We start from the raw sequence: 20,741 nt of genomic DNA on the forward strand, positions 1-20,741 counted from the left end.
GGGTATAATGAGCGCTCTATCGACCGCAGTCTTGGAATTTATCCTGGCAGGCCACATATTGTCAGCTTGGTAACGTTGGGTTAACCACGATACTGACAAGACGAAACCTGTTGGAGTTGAGCTTTTTCAGGAGCCATCAACATGCCCATCTATGAGTACGAGTGCAAGGCCTGCGGCCATCGCATGGAAAAACTTCAGAAAATTAGCGCAGATCCGTTAAAAAGCTGCCCTGCATGTCAGCAAGATGATCTGGAGCGCTTGGTCTCTGCAGCCGGGTTCCGCTTAGCGGGTGGCGGTTGGTACGAAACTGATTTCAAAACAGGCAGCAAAAAGAACCTTGCTGCCGATGGACAAGCTGCCGGTAGTGCGAAAAGCGATACCAGCAGTACGTCAACGAACAAAGGCGCCGCGGCGTAGCCGCGGCTGTCAGGGCCATGGCCCAAGACAACTTAATTGCCACGAAACAGAACAGGATGTGACATGCGCAGCCATTATTGCGGCCAGCTTAACGAAACATTGGTGGATCAAACGGTCACCGTTTGCGGCTGGGTTCACCGCCGCCGTGACCACGGTGGGGTTATCTTTCTCGACATGCGCGACCGTGATGGTATCGCCCAATTCGTCGTAGACCCCGATACCGCCGAGGCGTTTGCTAATGCCGACCGTGCACGCAGCGAGTATGTTCTGCGTATTACTGGCCGTGTTCGGCTGCGCCCCGAAGGCACGCAAAACCCCAACATGCCTACCGGTATGATCGAAGTGCTGGCAAAAGAAGTCGAGGTGCTCAATACCGCTGCAACGCCGCCTTTCCAACTGGATGAGCATGGCAAAGTCGGTGAAGAAGTGCGTTTGAAGCATCGCTATATCGATTTGCGTCGCCCCGACATGATTGAGAAACTGCGTCTGCGCTCACGCATTTCGCACAGCGTTCGTGCCTACCTGGAAAACCAGGGTTTCCTGGACATCGAAACGCCGGTACTGACTCGCGCCACACCCGAAGGCGCACGGGACTACTTGGTACCTAGCCGCACCCATGCAGGCAGTTTCTTTGCACTGCCGCAGTCTCCCCAGCTGTTCAAGCAGCTGTTGATGGTGGCGGGTTTTGACCGCTACTACCAAATCGCCAAGTGCTTCCGTGACGAGGACCTGCGCGCTGACCGTCAGCCTGAGTTCACACAGATCGATATCGAAGCCTCTTTCGTGGAAGAGAGCGACATCATGGGCATTACCGAAGCCATGATTCGTCAGTTGTTCCAAGAAGTGTTGAGCGTCGAACTTCCTGAGTTCCCCCGCATGACTTGGCAAGAAGCCATGGATCGCTTCGGTTCCGACAAGCCCGACCTGCGTATTCCGCTGGAGCTGACGGATGTCGATGACCTCATGCAGCAGGTGGATTTCAAGGTCTTCTCCGGTCCTGCCAGCGCAGACGACGGTCGTGTGGCGGCGCTCAAAGTGCCGGGCGGCGCCAAGCTCTCCCGTAAAGAGATCGACGAATACACCAAGTTCGTAGGCATCTACGGCGCGAAAGGCCTTGCCTGGATCAAAGTCAACGAGCGTGCCAAAGGGTTGGATGGTCTACAGTCGCCGATCGTCAAGTTCATGGAGAACGTTGTCGAAGAGCTGTTGGACCGTGTGGGTGCCGAGGATGGCGACATCATCTTCTTTGGTGCCGACAAAGCGCGTATCGTCAACGAAGCCATTGGCGCATTACGCGTCAAGCTGGGGGCTGATCTCGACCTCTACACCCAAGCCTGGGCGCCATTGTGGGTCGTTGACTTCCCCATGTTCGAAGCCGATGACAATGGGCGCCTAAGCCCGCTCCACCACCCGTTCACGGCACCGTCTTGTTCGCCGGAAGAGTTGAAGGCCGACCCGGCCAAAGCGCTCTCCCGCGCTTACGACATGGTGCTCAACGGCACGGAGCTTGGCGGTGGTTCTATTCGTATTCACGATCAAACCATGCAAAGCACCGTGTTCGAAATTTTGGGCATTGGCCAAGAAGAAGCGCAAGAGAAGTTCGGCTTCTTGCTGGATGCGCTGCAGTACGGCGCGCCGCCCCACGGTGGCCTTGCCTTTGGTTTGGACCGCTTGGTGATGCTCATGGCGGGTGCAAAAACCATTCGTGAAGTCATTGCATTCCCGAAAACGCAAAGTGCGGCTTGCTTGATGACCGATGCACCAGGTGAGGTCAGTGCCGATCAGCTAAAAGAGCTGAACATTCGTTTACGTCAAAAAGCCAAGGCAGATACGGCGGGCGAATAAGACCGCTGTGACGCTTTGACAAGTCAAACACCGACGCCTAGCGTCGGTGTTTTTGTTTGCGGCATTAATAAGAGAAGCGTCCATGGATGAGAGACAGCCGCCCACTACGATCAGGATTTTGGGGATCGACCCGGGATCACGTATCACAGGGTATGGGGTGATTGACTTGGTGGGAATAAAGCCACGCTACGTGGCCAGTGGTTGTATTCGCACGGCGGAGGGTGCGTTGGAGCAGCGTCTTGCACAAATTTACGCAGGCATTAGCGAGGTGATCGGACTGCACCGGCCGGATGCCGTTGCCGTCGAGCGCGTGTTCATGGCGAAGAACGCAGATTCTGCACTAAAACTCGGTCAAGCGCGCGGGGCGGCGTTGGTCTGTCTGGCGAACCATGGGCTGAGTATTGCCGAATACGCGGCACGACAGATTAAACAAGCGGTGACCGGGCAGGGAGGTGCCGATAAAAGCCAGATACAGCACATGGTCACGACGCTGCTTGGCCTGTCGGCAACGCCCCAGGCGGATGCCGCTGATGCATTGGCCATTGCGCTCACACACGCCTTCGCAGGGAGCGCGCTTGTCGCGGCAACCCCATCACGCAGCAAACGGCGTTCCACGGGACGCTGGCGGCTCTAGGCCTTACTGGTCATCTGTACAGAGTGGCTTTATAGTGGCGGCTGTTTTGATTGGCTGGGAGGCATCACATGATTGGACGGTTAACGGGCCTATTGCTGGAAAAACAGCCGCCGTGGATGGTGGTGGACGTTCACGGAGTGGGCTACGAACTCGAAGCGTCGATGAACACGTTCGTGGCGCTACCTGCCCCTGGCGAGCAAGTAACGCTTTATACCCATCTCACCATCCGGGACGATGCACACCTGCTCTATGGCTTTGGGCGAGACCATGAGCGGGCACTGTTTCGCGCGTTGATCAAAGTCAACGGTGTTGGTCCGAAGCTCGCCTTGGCGATTCTGTCCGGCATGGATGAAGACGCCTTCATGCGCTGTGTGCGAGACGATGACAGCAAAGCGCTGACCAAGCTTCCGGGGGTGGGCAAAAAAACGGCGGAACGCTTGATTATCGAAATGCGTGATCGTTTCCCCGAATGGGAGCAGGGCGGCGACGCGCCGTTGGCGATGGAAGCCACGAGTGGGCACGCCCCGCCCAGAGACCAGTTGGCAGACGCAGAGGCCGCCCTCGTCAGCCTGGGGTATAAGCTGACCGAAGCGGCCAAAATGCTCGCTGATGTTGATCCGAATCAGAGCACCGAAGCGCTCATCAAAGCCGCATTGACCAAGCGAATGTCCGGTTGATCTGTGGGGACATCATGAGTCTGCATTGGCAAGCACTTTAAAAGAGCCACTATGTTAGAACACGACCGATTAATTGCCGCTGAGCCAGAACAGGGCGAAGTACGCATCGACCATGCGATTCGTCCCAAACACCTCAAAGACTATATTGGGCAACCGCGGGTTCGCGAGCAGCTAGAGATTTTCATTGGCGCGGCGCGGCTCCGCGAAGAGAGCCTGGACCACACGCTAGTGTTCGGCCCGCCAGGTTTAGGTAAAACGACGCTGGCGAATATCATCGCCACCGAAATGGGCGTCGGGTTGAAATCGACATCCGGCCCGGTGCTGGAGCGCGCGGGTGACCTTGCTGCGATGCTCACGAACCTTGAACCCGGCGATGTGCTGTTCATCGATGAAATCCACCGCCTCTCTCCAGTGGTGGAAGAAGTGCTGTATCCAGCGATGGAGGATTTTCAGCTCGATATCATGATCGGTGAGGGGCCAGCGGCACGCTCCATCAAGCTGGATCTTCCTCGTTTTACTCTGGTAGGGGCCACGACAAGGGCGGGGTTGCTTACGTCGCCGCTGCGTGATCGCTTTGGCATCGTGCAGCGCCTCGAATTTTACAACCTCGAAGAGCTGACGGAAATCGTCGCGCGTTCCGCCCGCTTGCTTGGCGTGGAAACCAGCCGTGAAGGAGCCATCGAAGTCGCCCGGCGCTCTCGTGGAACGCCTCGTATTGCCAATCGTCTGCTGCGCAGGGTGCGTGACTACGCCGAGATCAAAGGGAACGGCGTGGTCGATGTCTCGTTGGCCGATGCCGCGCTCAACATGCTGAATGTCGATCATCACGGACTGGATCACATGGACCGCCGCTTACTGCTGGCCATGATCGATAAATTCGATGGCGGGCCGGTAGGGGTCGACTCTCTCTCCGCTGCCATTGGCGAAGAGCGCGATACCATCGAAGACGTCATCGAACCTTACTTGATTCAGCAAGGCCTAATGATGCGTACCCCTAGGGGGCGCGTGGTCACCCGTCAAGCTTGGCTACACTTCGACCGGACGCCCCACGAACAATCGATCGATGTCGAAGGAGAGCGTCGGCCATGAACGACGAGTTTCGCCTCCCCGTCCGGGTTTATATGGAAGATACTGACGCGGGAGGAATTGTCTACTACGTTAACTACCTGAAGTTTATGGAACGGGCGCGCAGCGAATGGTTACGTGATTTAGGGCTTGATCAGCAAACGCTGCTAGACGAAGGTACACAGCTAGTGGTATACCGCATGGCCTGTCACTACGCCAAACCCGCTCGGCTGGATGAGGCGCTCACGGTGACGGCAAAAATTACGCAACAAGGGCGCTGTCGCATGACGTTCGAGCAGCAAGTGCGCCGTGACGAGGAACTCTTGTGTTCCGCAACAGTCGAGATAGCCTGCCTAAACGCAGCCACTCTGCGTCCGAAAGCGTGGCCATCATCGCTTAACACCACACCTTCGTCGATAACGACATCAATTGATTGAAGAGGGCAACTGTGAACGATAACACCATGTCCATTCCCCACTTAATAATGAGTGCCAGCACGGTCGTCCAGCTGGTCATGTTGCTGCTAGTGGTGGGGTCGATCCTCTCATGGGTGGTGATCTTTCAGCGCAGCATTGCGCTTCGCCGAGCCAAGCAAGAGTACAACCAGTTCGAAGAGTCGTTTTGGTCGGGCGTCGATCTGAACGAGCTATATCGCGAAATTCCGGCGGACGATCCACGGCACGGCGCAGAGCATATTTTTCAGGCAGGTTTTCGTGAATTCAATCGGCTCATGCCCAAGACCCGCAGCGCAGATACGGTGCTGGAAGGCGTTCAACGCAGCATGCGCGTGGCATGGTCGCGCGAAGAGGATCGTTTGACCCAGCATCTCGTATTTTTGGCAACGGTCGCCTCAGCCAGCCCCTACATCGGCTTATTTGGCACGGTTTGGGGCATCATGGGATCGTTCCAGTCACTTTCTATGACGCAGCAGGCGACGCTGGCCACGGTAGCCCCCTGGATTGCCGAGGCACTGATTGCCACAGCCATGGGGCTCTTCGCTGCGATTCCCGCCGTTATTTTTTATAACCGCTTATCCAATAACGCATCCCGCCTGTTGGGCAAATACGAAGACTTTGCTGAAGAGTTTCACGCGATTTTGCATCGTAATCTGCAAGGGCGTGACGGCAAACCTAGCGCCGGTTAAGGGAGTCTGCCATGCAAGGTCCGTTCAATCGTAGCGGCAAGAGCAAGCCGATGGGGGAGATCAACGTCGTTCCCTTCATCGATGTCATGCTGGTTCTGCTGGTCATCTTCATGATCACCGCCCCCATGCTGACGCAAGGGGTACAGGTCGACCTGCCTCAAGTCACCTCTGAGCCTATCGAAACACCGGAAGACAATGACCCCATCATTATTTCGGTAGACCGCGAAGGCGGCTACTTCATTACTTTGGGTGAGGACTCGACCTCCGTGACGCTCGAAGAGATGTCGGAACGGGTCATGGCCATCCTACAACGCCGACCGGGAACACCGGTCATGGTGCGGGGAGACCGCAACGTCCCCTATGGGCAGATCGTCCTGCTGATGAGCACGCTACAGCGCTCGGGTGTCGCCAATGTGGGGCTGCTCTCCGAGCCGCCGCAAGATGGTTAAGGGCGAGTCGCACATGGCTGTGAAACCACCGCGTGACCCTCAAGATGTTGGTTATACGTGGCCAACGGTGTTGGCCGTTGCCGTGCACCTGCTGGTCATTGTGTTTAGCTTGGTCAAGCTACCCAGCATGACGGCCGAGCCTGACTCCTCCTCGATCGTGCAGGCCACGTTTGTGAGCACGGAAACGTTCACTGATCAGGCCCAGCAAGTCACCGAGCAGCAGGCGGCCATGAACAATGCCCCTGAGCCAGAAACGCCCGACCCAGAACCGCCCAGCGACGAGCCTTCCGCAGAGGAGCAAGCAGCCGCCGCAGCGGCGCAACGCGAAGCGGAGGCCGAAGCGGCTGAACAAGCCCGTGCACTCGAGCAGGCGCAAGCAGAGGCGGAAGCTGAGGCTCAGCGCCGCGCTGAAGAAGCGGAGCGGTTAGCCGAACAGCAGGCAGCCGAAGCCCAAGCCCGTGAAGCCGAGGAGCAGCGCGCTCGCGAAGAGGCTGAGGCTCAGCGCCAGCGTGAAGCCGAAGCAGAGCGTGCCCGAGCAGAAGCGGAAGCCCAGCGCCAGCGTGAAGCTGAGGAGCAGCGCCAACGCGAGGAAGAAGCTCAACGTCAGCGCGAAGCGGAAGAGCAGCGTGCTCGCGAAGAGGAGGCTAGACGTCAGCGCGAAGCCGAAGAGCAGCGAGCACGTGAAGAAGCCGAAGCGCAACGTGCGCGGGAGGCCGAGGCGGAGCGTCAGCGCGAAGAGGAGGCTCGTCGCCAACGAGAAGCAGAGGAGCAGCGCGCTCGTGAAGCGGAAGAGCGTCGCGCAGCAGAAGCGGCGGAAGCCGCCATGCAACGCCAGCTCGCGGGAGAAGCAGAAGCGGCCGCCAATGCTCAACAGGCACAGCAAGCAGCCAATAGCTTCATCAATATCGTGCGCCGTGCCGTTGAGCAGGCCTGGCTGATCCCGCCAGCAGCGAGTGACTCGATGAGTGCTACGATACAGGTACGGCTTGGTCCATCGGGTGAGCTATTAGCGACGTCCGTGGCCTCTTCAAGCGGCGACAGTGCTTTTGATCGTTCAGCCATGCAAGCGGTTGAACATGCGGCTCCGTTCAGCGAGTTACGCGACTTGCCAGCGGAACAGCAGCGTACTTTACGTCAATTTAATCTGCGATTTACCCCGGGGGATGTTCGCTGATGCAAACGTTAAGCAAAGTGTGGCTTTTTTGCGTACTGCTACTGATCAGCAGCGTAGCAAGCGCTAATCTAACCATTGAAATTACCCGTGGCAGCGATCAGGCGCTGCCCATCGGTGTCGTTCCGTTCGCAGGTAACGAGGGCCTGCCTGAGGACGTTGCGCAAATCGTGCAGGATGACCTCGAACGCAGCGGATTTTTCGCGCCGTTAGAGCGCAGCGCCATGTTCGACCGTCCAAGCCAAGCGGCGGATGTCGAGTTCGGCACCTGGCGTTCGTTGGATGTGCGCTATCTAGTGGTAGGGCGTGCCCAGCAGACGGGCAGCGGATATGAGCTGCAGTTCGATTTGGTCGACATCAGCGGTCAGCGTCCCATGATCAGTGAAACGGTAACGGCCAGCAGCAACGATCTGCGAGGTGCGGCACACTACATCAGTGATCAAATCTTCGAAGCCATCACCGATATTCGCGGTGCCTTCTCGACGCGCATCGCGTACGTAACGGCACAGGGGTTGGGTGACAACATGCAGTTTGGCCTGTACGTAGCCGATGCCGATGGACGTCGCAGCCAGCAGGTGCTGACGTCCGATCAGCCGATCATGTCGCCCGCCTGGTCGCCGGATGGTCGTAAATTGGCCTACGTCTCTTTCGAGACGGGCAAAGCGTCCATTTACATCCAAGACGTCAATACGGGACAGCGCGTTCAAGCTACGTCGTTCGATGGCATCAATGGTGCCCCGACGTGGTCACCCGATGGCCGCCGCATCGCCATGTCACTCTCCAAGGACGGTCAGCCGGAAATTTACGTGCTGGACGTAGCCAACCGTTCGCTGGACCGTATTACTAACAGCAACAGTATCGATACCGAACCCGCGTGGTCTCCGGATGGTCGCAGCTTGATTTTTACGTCGGATCGCAGCGGCGGCCCGCAGATTTATCAAACTTCGTTAGGCGGTGGAGAGGCCAACCGACTGACCTTTACAGGCAACTACAACGCCCGTGCACGTTTCTCGCCAGACGGTGAAGAGATCTTTTTGATTCACCGTTCGAGCCGCGGTTTCCAAGTGGCGAAGCAGAATCTTGATGGCGGACGCTTAGTCGTGTTGAGCGAATCCACCAGAGATGAATCTCCTAGTGTTGCACCGAACGGGACCATGGTAATCTTCGCTACCCAACAGGGTAATAGCGGAGTACTAAGTGCCGTTTCAGCCGATGGCCGCTCGTCATTTAGGTTGCCCGCAGCACAAGGTGATGTACGTGACCCCGCGTGGTCACCTTTCTTAAATTAATAGATGAACAGCACTAATTTCTGTTTTCAGGCAAGGAGTCTGATTATGCAACTTAAGCCGTTGGCTCGCTCATTGGCAGTCGCGTTATCTATCGTAGTTATCGCTGGCTGTTCCAGCACCGGCGGAACCCAAGACGGTGACTCGTACGGAAGCCAGGATGGCAGCAGTATGGGTGCTAACACGTCGGGTGTGGGCACTAGTGGCCAGTATGGTTCAACGTCCGGTTCGGGCGCTGGCCAGCAGGCTGACTCACGTATTCCCGAAGTGCGTACGATCTACTTCGATTATGATCGTGACACCATCAAGAGCGACTATGAGTCGGTCGTCATGGCTCATGCGCGCTACCTGCGTGCCAACCCGAATGCCCGTGTGGTTCTGCACGGCCATACCGATGAGCGCGGCACACGCGAATACAACATGGCGCTGGGTGAGCGTCGTGCCGGAGCCGTACAGCGTTTTCTGAACATTCAGGGCGTTTCTCCGTCACAAATGAGCGTGGTTAGCTACGGTGAAGAGCGTCCGGCAGCGAGTGGCCAAAACGAAAATGCCTACTCGCAAAACCGTCGCGTCGTCTTTAACTACTGATAGCATTGGCGTGCGAAAGCACGCCATTCGCATCATTCGGAGCTATCATGAATCACAGTCTCAAATGCTATTTTGAGAGGCTGTGCGGTGCGGGAGCCTTAGTGCTCCCGCTGTCCGTATTGCCCTTATCACTTTTGTCCAGTGCCGTCTTGGCGCAGCAACCCCTGGTACAAGATCTCTCTTCCAGTTCATCCAGCGGCTTTTACCAGCAGACTCAGCGGCAAGAGTCGTCAGGTGGCAACTTGGTGCTGTTCAACCAAGTGCAAGAGCATCAGCAGGAAATCCAGCAGTTGCGTGGTCAAATCGAAGAGCTGCGTCATCAGTTGGAGCAGCTGCGCAACCAAACACAGCAGCAGTATCTAGACATCGAAGATCGCTTGATGAGCAGCGCGCCTAGCCAAATCGAGCAGGCAACTCCGGAGGTAGAGCCTGAAGCGGCAGAGCAGGTCGTTAAAGCCCCCTCCACGCGTAACGTTAGTGAGGATGCCCAGGCAGATTACCAAGCGGCCTTTGCCCATGTGCAGGCCCGGCAATTTGGTGATGCGATTGCCGCGTTCGAAGCTTTCGTGGCCGACCATCCTGATAGCAGCCTGACGGCAAACGGCCACTACTGGCTAGGCGAACTTTACGCCGCCGAAGGTGAGCTGGACGCCGCAGATCAAGCCTTTACTCGCGTCATCGAAGAGTACAGCGGTAGTTCGAAAGTTCCCGATGCGCTCTACAAGCTGGGCTTGGTGAAAGCGCGCAAAGGAGAAGCGGAGCGCAGCCGTGAGCTTCTAGAGCAGGTACGCGACGACTATCCGCAGAGCAGTGCCGCAGGGTTGGCGAATGACTTTTTGCGCCAGTCGGCAGGTTAAATAGATTGACTAGAAACGCCTCAAGGAAACCTCATGAGCTGTAAAATCGACTATCAACCAACGCCCAATCTGTTGGAAAACCGCGTCGTGTTGGTAACCGGTGCGGGAGATGGGATTGGTCGCGCGGCGGCATTAACCTATGCCCGCCATGGGGCTACCGTAGTGCTATTAGGGCGCACGATTGCCAAGCTTGAACGCGTTTACGATGAGATTGAGGCAGCGGGCGGCCCACAGCCCGCCATTTTTCCGCTCAATTTCGAAGGGGCGACGCTCAAAGATTTTCACGACATGGCAGAAAAGCTGGACAAAGAGTTCGGTCGTTTGGACGGCTTGTTGCATAACGCAGGATTACTAGGCCGAATCACGCCTTTCGATCAGTACAATCCGGAGCTGTGGGAGCAGGTGATGCAGGTCAATATCAATGGCCCCATCTGGATGACCCAGGCACTGCTGCCGCTCCTGCAAGCCTCCGACGATGCTTCGGTGGTGTTCACGTCATCCAGCGTAGGGCGTAAAGGGCGCGCTTACTGGGGAGCCTATTCGGTGTCGAAGTTTGCAACGGAAGGCTTTGTGGAAGTGCTGGCCGACGAATTGGACAATCAGCCCAACGTGCGGGTCAATACGCTGAACCCAGGGGCAACGCGGACACAAATGCGCCGTACCGCTTACCCTGGGGAAGACCCCTTCACGCTGCGAACACCCGAAGAGATCATGCCGACATACCTATGGCTCATGGGGCCCGATAGCAAAGGCGTCAGCGGCCAGAAGTTTGATGCCCAGCCGCCTCGCGCTTGATCGTTTCTCTCTTTTATCTCTTTTAAGCCGTTCGGTGGTCGTGCAAAGCGGCCACCAGCTCAGCGCAGGTCGCAAACCATAGGTCGGCTGGCCACTGCTGATAGTCGTCTTCTTCGCTGATATAGCCATAGCCCACCGCCACGGCCGTCATTCCTGCGGCTTTGGCTGCCTCCATGTCTCTTACATGATCGCCGATGTACCAACACGCTTCGGGCGAAACGCCGAGGCGTTTTGCCGCTTCCCAAAGCGGTTCAGGGGCTGGCTTCTTGACACTCAAATCGTCAGCACACAGTAGGGCGCCCGGGGTCAGCGCCAACGCTTCGATCAGCGGTTCCGTATAGCGCCGTGGTTTATTGGTGACGATGCCCCACAATCGCGCTTCCCCCTGCCATGCGAGCAGCCACTCATCCAGCGGTGCGAACAGTTGGCTATGGACGGCCACGGCCTGCTCATAAGCATCCAGCAAAAACTGCCGGGCTTTATCGTGCGCGTCGCTACCCGATTCCAACCCTAATGCCAGTGTAACGAGGGCGCTGCCGCCATTCGAGACTTGCCCGCGTATCTTTTGAAAGGGCAGCGGGGCCAACCCGTGGTGCGCTCGTAGCGCGTTCGTGGCTGCCGCCAAGTCAGGTGCGGTGTCGACCAGCGTGCCATCTAGATCAAATAGAATCGCTTGGGGAGAGGGCATCCGCATCACTCGCTCTCTCTACGGCAGTACATCATGTAATTGACGGATACATCATGAGCCACCAGACGATAATGGCGTGTCACGGGGTTGTACGTTAAGCCGGTCTGCTCACGTACCTCAAGCGCCGATGAGCGCGCCCAGTGAGCCATTTCTGAAGGGCGAATGAATTTTGCGTAGTCGTGGGTGCCGCGAGGAAGAAGCTTGAGCACGTACTCTGCGCCCAATATGGCAAATGCATAGGATTTCGGCGTACGGTTCAGCGTAGAAAAGAACACATAGCCGCCAGGGCGCACCAAGGCGCTGCAGGCACGAATAACCGAGGCAGGGTCGGGTACGTGTTCCAGCATCTCCATGCAGGTCACCACATCGTAATGGCCCGGCTGCTCGGCTGCTAAGCCTTCGACGCTGATATGGCGGTAATCGATCTCGACACCGCTCTCGTCGGCGTGCAAGCGAGCAACCCCAAGCGGTGCTTCCCCCAGGTCGATGCCTGTTACATGGGCGCCGCGATGGGCCATCGATTCACTCAGAATGCCGCCACCGCAGCCAACGTCCAGGACCTTTTTCCCGGCCAGCCCCGCACGTGCGTCGATGAAGTCAAGGCGCAGCGGGTTGATGTCGTGCAGCGGCTTGAACTCACTGTTCGGATCCCACCAGCGGCTGGCAAGTGCTTCAAATTTCGCAACTTCTGCCGCATCGACGTTGTCTTGGTAGCGCTCAGAAGTGCTATCCTGAAGTGTCTCTGGCATGGTGTAGCCCCCATTAGCAGTGGGTGATGAGTGGTCCGTGCGCCCGACAGCAGTGTGCGTGGCAAGGTGGCATCCACTCTAACGTTGAGTATTATGGTTATTCTAACCACTCCTGACGCCAAACGCATGGAAAGGAACGCTTCATGACGCCTAACACTTTATTTTATCGGCGCTTATCGGATAGGGAGAGCCACTGATGCGTGTGCTGCTGCATGGAAGTGAACTTAGCGCCGCGACGGCAGCGGCGGCGTTGGCATGGGTGGGGCATCGAGTGGACTGGCTGCTCCACGATAGCGTTCCATGGCCCACGCTGGCCAATGCGGACTGGCTGCGACGCGAACCCTCACTCATGGCGCACATAGAGCAGGCCATGGCCACTGGCAACTTACGGGTGATCGATAGCCCCGAGGCGTGCGAAACACCCGATATCGTGTGGCTAGGGCTCTCCCCAAGCCAGCGGCAAGCGGCCAGTTCCCTGCTACAGCACCCTATGTTCGATGCTTACAGTGGTGCGGTATTGGTCAATAACTCGACATTCCCAGTCGGAGAGACGGAGCGTTTGCACTCTCTCATGGGGCATCAGCACAGCCGCGTGGCGCTGCCAGACACATTGGAAGAGGGGCGGGCGTGGCTATCGTTTACACGGCCTGTCCGCTGGTTGTTGGGCTGCGACGATGCCAAAGGCGAACAGATGGCCCGAGAGCTGCTCCGCGCCTTCAATCGGCGAAGCGAAGTATTTCAATGCATGCCTAGCCGAGCGGCCGAACTGACCAAGCTGGCGATCAATGGTATGTTGGCGACTCGCATTAGTTACATGAACGAGATTGCCGGGTTGGCCGATACGCTCGGCGTGGATGTCGAGCATGTCCGCCAAGGAATGGGGGCCGATACGCGAATCGGTTTTGAATATCTCTATCCCGGCTGTGGTTTTGGCGGTCCCAATTTTTCAAGGGATCTAATGCGGTTAGCCGACGTGCAGTCGGCTAGCGGGCGCTACTCTGCGCTGCTCGAGCAAGTCATGGACATCAATGAGCAGAAAAAAGAGACGCTATTCAGGAAACTCTGGGCATTTTTCGAGGGCGATTTAGCCGGTAAAACCGTGGCGGTATGGGGGGCTGCGTTCAAGCCGGGGACTGCTCGTATCGATCATGCGCCAGTCTTGACGCTGCTTGAAGCGTTATGGGCCCAGGGCGTGATGGTCAAGCTCCACGATCCTGCTGCCATTCCGGCGCTGCATGCGGCGGTTGGGCAGCGAAAGGACCTGCTGACCTTCGAAGAAGACCCTTACTTGGCATGCCAAGATGCGGATGCGTTGATGTTGGTAACCGAATGGAAAGCCTACTGGAACCCCGACTGGCACCGTCTGGCTTCCCTGATCAACGCACGACTGGTCTTGGATGGCCGAAACATTTACGACCCTGCTTTCGTGGCGAGCTGTGGCTTGCATTACCGAGGGATTGGGCGACGCGCCGATCCAACGACGCTTTAAGGAAACATCATGTCTGACGCGACTTCATCCCAGCGCATCGTTCCCGACGTGGATCAGAGCCTAACGGCGCATCATCTACGCCATCGCCGTGGTCCAACGCTTTGGCCCATTTGGTTCGTTTTAGTGTTGATCCTCCTTCTCCTGGGGGCTGCGACGGCTGGCTTATGGTATGAAAGAGAGCGTTTGCTTGGCGAAGTGCATCGTGTCAGCGGCGAAGTCTCCAACCTACATGCCAGGCTGGACTCGGGTGACACTGACACGCAGGATGCGATAACCTTTGTACAAGCTCAGATGACAACGCTGTTTCAAGAGCAGGAACAGCTCTCCGTTGCACTCACCAATACCCGTGAAGAGCTCTATGGGCTGTTGACCGACAAGGAGGAGCTCATCTCCGATGAAGCGCTGGAGCCACTCGCTCAACAGTTGGCGCAAGTGCAAGAGCAAGCCGAGCTGCGCGACCGCCAGCTAGCGTCGATCCGCACATCCTTGGATGCGTTGGAGCAGGCAGGTACGTCAGGGCGGCAAAATCTGGTCGAAGAGGTCACGCACCTGGAGAACGTTTTGGGGCAGCGTCTTTCCACCATGGAGCGCCAAGTATCCAGTGACCGAGAATCGCTGGAAGCACAGTTTCAAAATTGGCAGGCAGAGGTCGAGCAACAGCTCACACAGCTATCTGCCGACGTGTCGGCCGTTGCGACCGCCGAGGAGCCCGCCACTCAGGCGGAACTTTCTGCACTGGAAACGCAGTGGTCTCAACGTTTGAGCACACTGGAAAGCGACATCAGACAGGTTCGTCAAGCGCAGCTTGCCTTTAGCGCGCAGATGGAGATGCTGAGAAATTAAGCATCCATTTATGCGGTCAAGTGTCGTAGCCACTAAGCCGGTCATGGGGTTAGGGATATCACGGTATGGGAAGACAACGGCGATGGCCGATGGCCAAACAAGTGGCCTGTGTATTGGCATTACCACTTGTATCAGCAGCCAGTACCTCCGCCTGGGCGCTCGAAGCGGCCATTAGCGGCGTCAGCGAGCAAGTTGCAGCGAATATCGATGCGTACTTGGAAAACATCGACGCGGATCAATATACCGAGTCGCGTTTAGAGGGCGAAATTCGTCAGCGCACTCAAGAAGCCATGCGTGTGTATGGCTACTATGAGCCTGATGTGACGGTGGAGTTGAACACATCGCCGATCAACGTGCAGATTGAGCCGGGCCCTCAAGTGACAATCGAAGTCCTCGACATCGCTCTCAATGGAGATGCCAGTAACGATCCCCCGTTTCAAGACGCGTTAGACGACTTTCCGCTAAAAGAGGGCGACCCTTTACGTCACGCTCCTTGGGACAGCCTGCACTCGCAATTTGCCGGTCTTGCTATTGAACGCGGCTATTTTGACTGGGGGTTTTCCGACCGCCGGATGGAAGTGCGCCCGTATCTTGAAAGCGCCCGCCTGTACATGACCTTCGATAGCGGACCGCGCTATCGATTCGGTGACACCCTCATCACCGGCAGTCATATCGAACCCGAGCGGCTGCGCGAAATGCAAACCTTCGAAGCGGGTGACCCCTATCTAGCCGAGTCGCTGGCTCGCTATAACCAGCGGCTGGCAGAAACCGGCTGGTTCAGTTCTGTCTCGGTGCGGCCACGCTTGGAGACGGCGCAAGAGCTGACCATTGCGCCTCCCCGTAGTGGCGATCCTTGGTGGAATGAAGCGACGGCCTCACAGCCGGAGCGTCCGCGGTTGAGCAGTGCGGCGTTGGCCAGTGCGCTCAGCATTCATAGCCGAGACGACACTCGGCTTCCCATCGATATCAACGTTGAGCCCGCCGATCGGCACCAGTTTGAAGTGGGCGTAGGTTTTGCCACCGATGTCGGCCCGCGCCTTCGCTTTGGGTGGCAGCAGCCGTGGATTAATCGCTTTGGTCACAGTCTAGATCATGACCTTTATCTCTCGGCCCCCGAGCAGCGCTTTACCGGCGTATATAACATTCCGCTCGAAGATCCGCTTCGGGACAACTACCGTCTGCAATACGGTGTCCGCAACATCGACGATAGTGACACACAGTCGCTAGAGGGCACGGTGGAAATCGCGCGGCGCTGGGAATTCGACAATCGCTGGGTGCAAACACTCTATTTCAGAACGACTTACGAAGACTTTACCCAGGGTGGGCAGTCTGACGAAGTGTGGTTGTTCTACCCCGGTATTCAGTGGTCGAGAACCCGCACGCGACCTCAGCGCTTCCCTTTATGGGGAGATCGGCAGCAGCTCTCGATCGAGTACTCCGACCGGGCGTGGGGATCCGATGCTCGGTTTACGCGACTCACGGGAGACACCGAGTGGATTCGTACGGTTGGTAACGATAATCGCTTCTCAGCGCGACTGAGCATTGGCGCGATCGAAACCGATGACTTCGATCAATTACCACCTTCGCTACGTTTTTTTGCGGGGGGCGATCGCAGCGTGCGAGGCTACTCCTACGAAAGCTTGTCCCCCCGCAATCAAGAAGGCCTTTTACGTGGCGGCCAGCAAATGCTGACATCCACGCTGGAGTATCAACGCCGCGTAACCGGCGATTGGTGGGGAGCGACGTTCATCGATACCGGTGATGCCTTCGATAACTGGGGCCCCAATGGGCTAAAAACCGGTGCCGGCGTGGGGGTGCGTTGGATATCCCCGGTGGGCCCCATTCGTTTCGATATTGCCCATCCCTTCGATATTGACGACGCTTTCCGCGTGCACTTCTCTATCGGTCCGGAATTCTAGGAGAGCGCTTTGGCTCAGGTTGATAAAAAAGCATCCAAACATCGTCAGCAGCTCTCCGCCAAACGCCGTCTCTGGTTAGCGCTATGGAGTCTGCTACGACTCGTCGTCGTGTTGCCGCTCTGGCTGTTCGGCGTGGTGGCTGTCGTATTAGGCGTGGCCTTGTCGCCATGGGGAACGGAACAGCTATTTTCTCAGGGTGAGCAGCGCGGTTTTTTTACCTATGAGCACCAGGAGGGCGCGCTGCTGGACCGCTTTCGCCTTCAAGGGTTTCAAATGGCCATCGCGGGCACGCGCGTCAATATTGATGATGTAGCGCTTGCGTGGTCAGACGATTGCGTGCTCTCCGGTAAGCTTTGTCTGGCCGAGCTGCGCATAGAGGAGGCCGACATTCGTCTCTCCAGCGGGTCGAAAACAGAAGAACCGCCTCAAGAAGAGCAGGGCCCTTTTAGCCTCACACTGCCGTTTCCCATTGAACTGCGCGACATCGCACTGAATGACGTGCGGCTCACCCTGGGTGACGGTACTCGTATTGAATGGGCCGCATTTGCCACCTCGATAGCCGCTGAACAGCAGCAAGTCACCATTGCGCCCACGACGCTCGAATCACCGTCGATCTACTTGCCACCATCCCCAGGCGTACGGCTGACGCAAGAGACGAGTACGCCGTTGAGCGCTACTGCCATTGACGCTGCTATCCAGACCACTCAACCCGTCGAGCCGGACGATGAAGCGTCCACGCTTGCACTGAGCGAACGGGAGCGACTGTCGCTACCCGAGATCGAGATGCCCATCGACGTTGCCCTGGAATCATTACTGGTGACGGACGTAAACGTGAGCGGTGCCTTTGAGTACAGCGTGGAACGGCTGCTGCTGGAAGCGACGGCATCGGGCAGCGACGTCACGCTCAGCACGTTGGAGCTTGACACCCCAGACGCAGACGCCAGTTTAACCGCCAACGTCAGCCTAAACGGCGACTATCCCCTCAACGCGGCGCTTCGCGCAGAGCTATGGCTGCCTGAGATACTGCCTGCCCTGAGTGGAGAACGGATCGCTTTGGATCTCTCAGGCAGTCTGGCGGATTTGACGGCGAGCCTGAACACGTCAGGGCCGGTGGAGGTTTCACTCACCGCCCAGGCCGATGTGCTCGCGCCCACCTTGCCATTCGAGGCTCGGCTTGAGAGCGAGCGTCTGCAGTGGCCGTTGGAGCAGCGTGACGGCTCTGAGCGCCCAACGGCCTCCAACGGCACCACGACTGCCGCTGAGAGCGATGCCTCAGACCCTTCAGCCGTCGAGCCCCAGGTACAAGACGTTAATGAAGCCGAAGAAACGTCCACGGCGCCCTACGTGCTCGACGATCTCGCGCTGACCATTAACGGCAGTTTGGAGGCGTATCAGGTCACCTTGGCCACTCGTGCCCAAGGCCCGCAGGTGCCAGCAACCGCCATTCGGTTAGAGGGCGACGGTGATTTGTCTTCTTTCCGCTGGTCCCCTCTTTCACTCACTATCGACGAGAGCGTTGTGAGCAGCGAAGGAGAAGTGAACTGGTCTGAGGCCATCGCCGTTGACGCACAAGTGCGCTTAGATGCGCTGGACCCGTCCCTATTTGTACCTCAACTGGAGGGCAACCTCAGCGGAGATATCGTCGCGAGCGTGCGCCAGCGAGGCGAACGGTGGGACATTCGTTTGCCGGAACTCGATATCCAGGGCCAGCTGCAGGAGTATCCATTAACGCTTCAAGCCGCGATCGATGCGAACAGCGATCTAGAAATCGATATTCAAGAGCTGCTCTTTACGCAAGGCAACAACCGCTTGACCGCAGCAGGCCAGGTGAGCCAAGAAGCGATGTCGTTGAACGCCAATATCGCTCTCACCCAACTGCAAAGCCTCCATCCTGATCTAGCCGGAGAGCTGACCGGTACCCTTGAGGCCCAAGGCAGCTTCTCGCAACCTGAGATCGTGACGAATCTCAATGGGCGCAGCTTGCGTTTTGCCGAGAATCGGCTGGCATCGCTTTCGCTATCGGGCAGCGTGGAAGGCCTGGAGGATCCTGACCTTCGCATCGATCTGGATGCCGAGGGAGTGAACGCGGGAGGGCAGTCGCTGGCCTCGGTGGCGTTGGATCTGACCGGACGGCTTTCCGACCATGCCTTGCAGCTCAGCGTCACTGGCGACGCCGGCAATGTGCTCAGCCGTGCGAACTTAGCCCTCAGCGGACGCTTGAATCAGCAGGCTCAGCGGTATCAGGCCCGATTGACGCCGCTGGAAGTCGACTCCGAGGCGGGAGATATTCGTTTAGAAGAGCCACTGGATATTACCTACAACCTTGCCAACGGACAGGCGAATCTGACCCCGTTCTGTCTACGCCGCCTGCAAGGCGGACTGGTCTGCTCGGAAGAGTCTATAACGGCCTCGGCCGATCAAGGTCGCGCCGTACTCAGCGTGCGCGAGGTTCCAATGGAGATGCTGGAGCCATTTCTACCCGAAGAGTGGAGCTTTGAAGGGGATACCACGGCTGATTTAGTCGCTAGCTGGCGTCAAGGCGGCGCTCAGTGGCAGGCCAATCTTCAATTGTTGAGTGAACTGGCTATTACGGCGGTGAATGATTACGGTCAACCGGTCGAGCTTCCCAGAATCAACTTGGATGCTCAAATCGACGCTAATCAAGCGCAAGCGGAGGCCGACGTGTCGCTGTCCCTGTCCGAAGCAGGTGAGCTGACGCTCGATCTAGCGGTCAATGATCCTCTTGGACAGGGCTCTTTGGAGGGCCAATTACGCGCCAATAACATCACTCTGGCGCCATATCGCCCCATGGTGGTGGGTATGGAGGAGCTAGAAGGGGGATTGAACGGCACCGTCACCATTGGCGGCTCGACTAGTCAGCCTGACCTGCAGGGTGAGCTGGCATTGCGTCGCTTACGGGTGAGTGGTCCCGATATCCCGATAATGATCGTGGATGGTGAGCTGGCCGTCGCCTTCGATGGTGAAGAGGGTGATATCGAGGGGTTCGTCGCTGCCGAACGCGGACGGCTGAACATCAGCGGTAATGCCTACTGGCCCACAGGTGACGCTTGGCGCATTGGCGTGGATATCGACGCCACCCAAGAGCCTTTGCTGGTCGTTTTACCGCAGTTCGGTCGCTTGGAAGCCGCGCCGGACATTCGTATTCGTGTTACGCCCGAGCGCCTACAGGTGCGGGGTGACGTTGACCTTCCTTGGGCGCGATTGGAAGTGGGCGATCTGCCAGCGTCAGCAACGTCACCTAGCCCGGATGAGATCATCATCACCGAGCGCGATGACCGAGAGGCCGAGCGTCAAGCGCGCCTTGCCGCAGAAGCGGGCGATGACCCGAGTGCCGCCGACGAGCTGGCATCCACTGGCATGGCGCTCGATGTGTTGATCACCCTCAATCTTGGGCGAGATATGCAAATTTCTGCCTATGGGTTGGAATCTGGGTTAGGGGGCAGCCTTGAAATTCGACAGGACAGCGGGGCGCTGCAGCTCTTTGGCGACGTCAATCTCGTCAATGGGCGTTTTCAAGCCTTTGGGCAAGATCTGTTGATTCGTCGTGGGCAACTCATTTTCAGCGGCCCTCCCGGCTTGCCGGTCTTGGATTTTGAGGCCATTCGTAACCCAGAAGTGACCGAAGATGACGTGATTGCCGGCCTGCGTATCACCGGCAACGCCGAGCAGCCCAATGTGATGATCTTCTCGGAGCCTGCGATGGACGAAACCCGTTCGCTGTCGTATTTGCTGCGAGGCCGTGCGCCAGATGCGTCAGGAGGCGGTGTCGACAGTGCGCTGACGACGGCGCTCATCGGTATGTCGCTGGGTCGGACCGGCGGTGCCGTGGGCTCTATCGGCGAAGCATTTGGGATCGATGATCTCACGTTGGATACCACCGGTGCCGGTGACGACAGTCAGGTTGCGGTGAGTGGTCAGCTCACCGACGATCTGCGAATCAGTTACGGTGTGGGTATTTTTTCGCCCATTGCAGAGCTCACGCTACGCTACACGCTTTGGCGGAACCTGTATGTTCAGGCAGTGTCTGGTGCTAACCAGGCAGTGGATTTAATTTATCGATTCACTCGCTCAGGCGATCCTTACATTTACCCCCAGCAATAGAGA

The 20,741-nt window shown here is 57.6% G+C and carries 19 protein-coding genes; 17 read left to right on the plus strand and 2 right to left on the minus strand.

The annotated features are described in order from the left end of the window. Positions 1–141 precede the first annotated feature (141 nt). The 13 genes from QIT27_RS06975 (at position 142) to QIT27_RS07035 (ending at position 10,928) form a co-directional block, all read left to right on the plus strand. A complete protein-coding gene (locus QIT27_RS06975) occupies positions 142–417 on the plus strand; it encodes an FmdB family zinc ribbon protein (protein ID WP_159342220.1) in 276 nt (91 codons plus the stop codon). Between the two features lie 63 nt (positions 418–480). Beyond that, positions 481–2,262 carry an aspartate--tRNA ligase gene (aspS, locus tag QIT27_RS06980; RefSeq protein WP_285263303.1) on the plus strand — a complete coding sequence of 594 codons (1,782 nt, stop codon included), beginning with the start codon at positions 481–483 and terminating at the stop codon, positions 2,260–2,262. Between the two features lie 82 nt (positions 2,263–2,344). Then, the gene (gene ruvC / locus QIT27_RS06985; protein WP_285263304.1) at positions 2,345–2,896 is read left to right on the plus strand and encodes a crossover junction endodeoxyribonuclease RuvC; all 552 of its coding nucleotides are present in this window, start codon (positions 2,345–2,347) and stop codon (positions 2,894–2,896) included. Positions 2,897–2,964: 68 nt separating this feature from the next. Continuing rightward, a complete protein-coding gene (gene ruvA / locus QIT27_RS06990; protein WP_159342217.1) occupies positions 2,965–3,573 on the plus strand; it encodes a Holliday junction branch migration protein RuvA in 609 nt (202 codons plus the stop codon). A 51-nt stretch (positions 3,574–3,624) separates the two neighbouring features. After that, positions 3,625–4,662, plus strand: coding sequence for a Holliday junction branch migration DNA helicase RuvB (gene ruvB / locus QIT27_RS06995; protein ID WP_159342216.1), 1,038 nt, complete (start codon positions 3,625–3,627; stop codon positions 4,660–4,662). After that, positions 4,659–5,075 carry a tol-pal system-associated acyl-CoA thioesterase gene (ybgC, locus tag QIT27_RS07000; RefSeq protein WP_159342215.1) on the plus strand — a complete coding sequence of 139 codons (417 nt, stop codon included), beginning with the start codon at positions 4,659–4,661 and terminating at the stop codon, positions 5,073–5,075. The genes ruvB and ybgC overlap by 4 nt, the downstream gene beginning before the upstream one ends. An 11-nt stretch (positions 5,076–5,086) precedes the next feature. Beyond that, complete coding sequence (gene tolQ, locus QIT27_RS07005) at positions 5,087–5,782, plus strand: protein TolQ (protein WP_159342214.1); 696 nt, start codon at positions 5,087–5,089, stop codon at positions 5,780–5,782. A gap of 11 nt (positions 5,783–5,793) precedes the next feature. Beyond that, positions 5,794–6,231, plus strand: coding sequence for a protein TolR (gene tolR / locus QIT27_RS07010; RefSeq protein WP_159342213.1), 438 nt, complete (start codon positions 5,794–5,796; stop codon positions 6,229–6,231). 13 nt (positions 6,232–6,244) lie between these two features. Beyond that, on the plus strand, positions 6,245–7,405 hold the full coding sequence (tolA, locus tag QIT27_RS07015; RefSeq protein WP_285263305.1) for a cell envelope integrity protein TolA: 1,161 nt from the start codon (positions 6,245–6,247) through the stop codon (positions 7,403–7,405). Continuing rightward, complete coding sequence (gene tolB / locus QIT27_RS07020; RefSeq protein WP_285263306.1) at positions 7,405–8,691, plus strand: Tol-Pal system beta propeller repeat protein TolB; 1,287 nt, start codon at positions 7,405–7,407, stop codon at positions 8,689–8,691. Before tolA ends, tolB begins: the two co-directional genes overlap by 1 nt. A gap of 45 nt (positions 8,692–8,736) precedes the next feature. Next, positions 8,737–9,276, plus strand: coding sequence for a peptidoglycan-associated lipoprotein Pal (gene pal / locus QIT27_RS07025; protein ID WP_159342211.1), 540 nt, complete (start codon positions 8,737–8,739; stop codon positions 9,274–9,276). Positions 9,277–9,323: 47 nt separating this feature from the next. After that, on the plus strand, positions 9,324–10,133 hold the full coding sequence (gene ybgF, locus QIT27_RS07030) for a tol-pal system protein YbgF (protein ID WP_285263307.1): 810 nt from the start codon (positions 9,324–9,326) through the stop codon (positions 10,131–10,133). A gap of 33 nt (positions 10,134–10,166) precedes the next feature. After that, entirely contained in the window at positions 10,167–10,928 is a 762-nt protein-coding gene (locus QIT27_RS07035; RefSeq protein WP_285263308.1) for a YciK family oxidoreductase, read from the plus strand. Between the two features lie 22 nt (positions 10,929–10,950). Here QIT27_RS07035 and QIT27_RS07040 read toward each other — a convergent pair whose 3' ends face one another. Then, the gene (locus QIT27_RS07040) at positions 10,951–11,622 is read right to left on the minus strand and encodes an HAD-IA family hydrolase (RefSeq protein ID WP_159342208.1); all 672 of its coding nucleotides are present in this window, start codon (positions 11,620–11,622) and stop codon (positions 10,951–10,953) included. Next, positions 11,622–12,365 (minus strand): bifunctional 2-polyprenyl-6-hydroxyphenol methylase/3-demethylubiquinol 3-O-methyltransferase UbiG, encoded by a 744-nt coding sequence (gene ubiG, locus QIT27_RS07045; protein ID WP_285263309.1) that lies wholly within the window; start codon positions 12,363–12,365, stop codon positions 11,622–11,624. Before ubiG ends, QIT27_RS07040 begins: the two co-directional genes overlap by 1 nt. 196 nt (positions 12,366–12,561) lie before the next feature. Here ubiG and QIT27_RS07050 point away from each other — a divergent pair, with 196 nt between their 5' ends. The 4 genes from QIT27_RS07050 (at position 12,562) to tamB (ending at position 20,738) form a co-directional block, all read left to right on the plus strand. Further along, on the plus strand, positions 12,562–13,854 hold the full coding sequence (locus QIT27_RS07050) for a nucleotide sugar dehydrogenase (RefSeq protein ID WP_285263310.1): 1,293 nt from the start codon (positions 12,562–12,564) through the stop codon (positions 13,852–13,854). 9 nt (positions 13,855–13,863) lie between these two features. Beyond that, complete coding sequence (locus QIT27_RS07055) at positions 13,864–14,697, plus strand: coiled-coil domain-containing protein (protein ID WP_285263311.1); 834 nt, start codon at positions 13,864–13,866, stop codon at positions 14,695–14,697. Positions 14,698–14,762: 65 nt separating this feature from the next. After that, the gene (tamA, locus tag QIT27_RS07060; protein WP_285263312.1) at positions 14,763–16,616 is read left to right on the plus strand and encodes an autotransporter assembly complex protein TamA; all 1,854 of its coding nucleotides are present in this window, start codon (positions 14,763–14,765) and stop codon (positions 16,614–16,616) included. Between the two features lie 9 nt (positions 16,617–16,625). Further along, positions 16,626–20,738, plus strand: coding sequence for an autotransporter assembly complex protein TamB (tamB, locus tag QIT27_RS07065; RefSeq protein WP_285263313.1), 4,113 nt, complete (start codon positions 16,626–16,628; stop codon positions 20,736–20,738). The last annotated feature ends 3 nt before the right edge of the window (positions 20,739–20,741 follow it).

The organism is Halomonas sp. LC1 (assembly GCF_030247125.1).
Classification (GTDB): Bacteria; Pseudomonadota; Gammaproteobacteria; order Pseudomonadales; family Halomonadaceae; genus Vreelandella.